Consider the following 4,069-nt stretch of genomic DNA (forward strand, 5'->3'; position numbering starts at 1 on the left):
CACGGGGCATTCCGTGGCTGATCGTGCGGCCCAGCGTGGTCACCGGGCCAGGCATGAACTGGTCGACCGGCATGGTGGAGGCCATGCGAAAAATTCCGGTGGGACTGGGCGGGCGTACCATCAACCTCATCCACGTCACCGATCTCAGCCTGCATCTCAAATCACTGATCGAGCAGGGTATATCCGGCGAGGTGTTCAACCTGGCCGATAATGACGTCAAATCGGGCGATTTCTTTGCCGCCGCCGCGCAGGCGGCCGGCCGAAAGGCGCTGATCCTGCCGGGCGCGATCACGGCGACGGCGGGGCGGCTCATGCCCTCGACCATGTGGTTCTTCGCCCATGACATCGAAATGCGCAGCGACAAGCTCAAGGGAGTGTCGCAGCACAAGGCTAGCCGGGCGCTGGCCGGTCATTTCACTTCGCTTCGCGCCGACCGCACGGGTGCCAGGATCGAGGATATCCTGGACAATGCCCGTGCGGGCCGCCACTACCAGGCGACCGGCCACGGCTACTCGCGCTGGTTCCAGGATGCGCCGCTGACCGATACGCTGTCACTGGCCCGCTATGAGGGCATCGTGCGGCATGAGGGGCAGTCGGTGACGGTACTGGCCGGTACGCGGCTTTCCGCCCTCATCAGCTTTCTCGACCAGCAGGGGCAGGCTTTGGCCACCCTGCCCGAATTCGTCGGCGTCTCGGCTGGAGCCTGCTTCTTCACCGAGGTACATGGCAGCAGCAGCACCCATGCCACGCTCTACGATCTGGTGGAGGCAATCCGTTACGTCGACGATAGCGGCGAGGAGCACGAATCCCGCCGTGACGTGGCGCTTTGGGATCGGTTGCGCCAGCGGGCCGACGGCATCACGCTCACCGAAATCACCTTCCGCTGCGTGCCCCAGCACTATCTGGCCAATGTCATCCAGTGGCGCGACGAGACGGAGCTGGATGCGATCATCGCCGGCGGCTATGCCGAGAACGCCGCCACCACGCTGCACTGGTTCCCCGGGCACAAGACGTTTCTGATCTATAATATCAACCCGGTGGAGAGGCCGACGCCGGACGACCAAGCGCCTTTCCTGCCCATGAGAGGCCTGCCCTATTCGCTGCAACGGCTGGTGCTGAAGCTGCGCATGCCGCGCGGCCGGCGCGTGGTGGGCAAGTCCCACGAGGTGCTGGGCACCTGGCGCAGCGTGCCGGCGCGGCCGCTGGTGGGGGCTATCCTCAAGCGCATGCGCCCGCGTTTTCGCAATATGGAGCTTTGCATCCCCATCGCCATGGCGCCCGCCTTCATCGCCCGCCTGCGTGAAGAGATGGCGCGCGGCGCCATTACATTCCCGAAAGAACAGGGGATCGGCATCCGCTTCAGCACCCATGCGGCCAGCGCTCGGACGTTCATGTGGGTGGAAACCAGCTCAGCCGACGAGGCGCAGCTGCATGCGCTGGCGGATCTGGCGCGTTCGGTCTGCGGCGACGCCTTCCGGCTGCACAAGGGCAAATATGTGCCCAGGGGAATCGGGCCGGAACAGCTCTTCATTCCGCGCGCCGGATAGAAAAAGGGAGGGGAGGCCTGGGCCTCCCCTTTTTGGTTCAGGTGGCGGGGACCGCTTCGGCGTCCAGCGCCTCGATGGTCTCGCCCCGATCGTAAGTGGCCTGGTCGAGAATGCCCTGGCGCTTGGAGACGATGGTGGGCACCAGCGCCTGGCCGGCGACGTTGACCGCCGTGCGGCCCATGTCGAGGATCGGATCGACCGCCAGCAGCAGGCCGACGCCTTCCAGCGGCAGGCCCAGGGTGGAGAGCGTCAGCGTCAGCATGACGGTGGCGCCGGTGAGGCCCGCCGTGGCGGCCGAACCGATGACCGAAACGAAGACGATCAGCAGGTAGTGCTCGATGCCGAGCGGCACGCCGAAGAACTGGGCCACGAAAATGGCCGAGATCGCCGGATAGATGGCCGCGCAACCGTCCATCTTGGTGGTGGCGCCCAGGGGCACGGCAAAGGCGGCATATTCACGCGGCACGCCGAGGTTCTTCTCCGTAATACGCTCTGTCAGCGGCAGAGTGCCGATGGATGAGCGCGACACGAAGGCAAGCTGGATGGCCGGCCAGGCGCCTTGAAAATAGCGGATGGGGTTGAGCCCGTTGGCCTGGAGCAGCACCGGGTAGACCACGAAGAGCACGAGGAAGAGGCCGATATAGATGGCCGCCGAATACCAGCCGAGCTGAGCCAGAGCGTCCCAGCCATAGACCGAGACCGCATTGCCGAGCAGGCCGATGGTGCCGATGGGGGTGAGGCGAATGACCCACCAGAGCAGCTTGTGCACGATCTTAAGGAAGGAGCGGTTGAAGGCCAGGAAGGTATCGGCCGCAGGGCCGACCTTGAGCGCGGCAATGCCCACGGCGATGGAGATCACCAGGATCTGCAGCACGTTGAAGTTCAGGCTGGTGGTGGCGCCGCTGTCGGAAACGCGGGTGGAGGCGGCCAGGCCCAGGATATTGGAGGGGATGAGCCCCTTGAGGAAATCGAGCCACGAGCCGGTGGAGGACGGCGCGCGGGCGGCGGTTTCGGCCACGGCGGTATTGAGGCCCGGCTGGATGATGAGCCCCAGCGCAATGCCGATGCCCACGGCGATCAGCGCAGTGATGGCGAACCAGAGCAGGGTCTGCCACACCAGCTTGGCGGCATTGTTCAATTCGCGCAGATTGGCGATGGAGGCGACGATGGCAGTGAAGACCAGCACCGGCACCAGCGCGCGCAGCAGCGAGACGAAGGACGAGCCGATGGTGGAGAGCGTCTGGGTCAGCCAGTTGGCATTGCCGGCGGCATCGGGCCCGAGATTACGGGCGATGAGGCCCAGCACGAGACCGACGACCATGGCGGCGAGCACCTGGAAGCCGAAGGATGTGTAGAATGGCTTGGGTGCCGATGGCGCCCGGGCGGAGACTGTGGTGGGTGACATGGGTGGACCTGCAACAAACGAGGCCCGCCCAGGGATTGAGCGCGTTGCCTCGAAATTGCCCACAATCTATCCCTCCCCGCCGCAAATCGCTGCATACGGGATTTTCTTTGCGGGTCGGAAGAGGAAAAAATTCTTCGGCAAGCACCGAAATTGGGCAATAGCGATGCGAAATCAGTTTTTGGCCAGCAGAACGCTTGTACCGGCGGCCAGCACCGCCGGAACGAACACAGCGCCGGCAAAAGCCATGACGAGAATGCCGACGCCGACATTGAACCAGGCCAGGGCCAGCAGCGCGAGGCCCGAAACGAAGAAGGCGCCGCCGCAGAGGCGATGCACCAGCCGCCAGGCTCCGTCATCGGCGATTGGCCAGGGCATGCGCAGGCCGGCATAGGTGTGCCGCTCGGCCTCGAACAGCACCACGCCGATGGGCAACAGGACCACGCCCAGCCCGGCCCCGGTGACGCGCATCAAGTCGAGATCGGAGCCGATGCCGACGAAAAGCAGGCTGAGCTGGGTGGCCGCGATAATGGCCAGAAGCAGCGACAGCGCCGGCTCGAAGATATGCCGGGTCTTGGCAAGATGATTTTTCGTCAGCAGCCGGCCCAAAAGGAAGAAGGCGGCGACGAGGACGAGTTGGATCGCCGGTCCCGCGAGAAGGGCCGCGTCGCGAGGCCAGAGCCAGTCCGGCGTGCTGCCTGTCCAATGGGCCGGAAAGGCGAAATCGGCGGGAATGCGGAAAAAGCCGACCGCCGTAATGGCGATGGTGACCGACAGGAGCAATGTATGGAAGCGGGTGACGAGGCTGGACATGGCTGGAAGGTCTGGTGCGCGCCGACGGTTCGCAAGGCTCGATGAAAAATTATCTGCCAATTATGGCCCATCAGCAGACGCAACAGAAACAAGGCGTCGTTAGAACCGCCGGAATGATCCGGTGGACGGGATGGCCCAGGGCAAAAACCCAAAACGAAAAAGGGCCGGTTTCCCGGCCCTTCTCCAAAATACCGAACTCCGGCGCTTAGCGCTTGGAGAACTGGAACGAACGACGGGCCTTGGCCTTGCCGTACTTCTTGCGTTCCACCACGCGGCTGTCGCGGGTCAGGAAGCCACCCTTCTTGAG

The 4,069-nt window shown here is 64.3% G+C and carries 4 protein-coding genes; 1 reads left to right on the top strand and 3 read right to left on the bottom strand.

Annotated features, from left to right (window positions below; genetic code table 11):
* Positions 1-1,547, top strand: a 1,547-nt coding sequence (locus tag VDP82_RS14880; protein ID WP_323015618.1) for an FAD-binding protein, incomplete at its 5' end; no start/stop codon positions are given.
* 37 nt (positions 1,548-1,584) lie between these two features.
* Here the strand turns inward: VDP82_RS14880 and VDP82_RS14885 are convergent.
* From VDP82_RS14885 to rpsI, 3 genes are all read right to left on the bottom strand, one after another.
* Positions 1,585-2,952, bottom strand: coding sequence for a dicarboxylate/amino acid:cation symporter (locus tag VDP82_RS14885; protein WP_323015619.1), 1,368 nt, complete (start codon positions 2,950-2,952; stop codon positions 1,585-1,587).
* A 171-nt stretch (positions 2,953-3,123) separates the two neighbouring features.
* On the bottom strand, positions 3,124-3,762 hold the full coding sequence (locus VDP82_RS14890; RefSeq protein WP_323015620.1) for an SdpI family protein: 639 nt from the start codon (positions 3,760-3,762) through the stop codon (positions 3,124-3,126).
* A gap of 205 nt (positions 3,763-3,967) precedes the next feature.
* The coding region (gene rpsI / locus VDP82_RS14895; RefSeq protein ID WP_127311850.1) for a 30S ribosomal protein S9 at positions 3,968-4,069 on the bottom strand (102 nt) is incomplete at its 5' end.

This window comes from Devosia sp. (genome assembly GCF_034675085.1).
Classification (GTDB): domain Bacteria; phylum Pseudomonadota; class Alphaproteobacteria; order Rhizobiales; family Devosiaceae; genus Devosia.

Coding starts and splice junctions, on each gene's coding strand:
- VDP82_RS14885 (WP_323015619.1), bottom strand. CDS start 2,952: ATGTCACCCACCACAGTCTCCGCCCGGGCGCCATCGGCACCCAAGCCA.
- VDP82_RS14890 (WP_323015620.1), bottom strand. CDS start 3,762: ATGTCCAGCCTCGTCACCCGCTTCCATACATTGCTCCTGTCGGTCACC.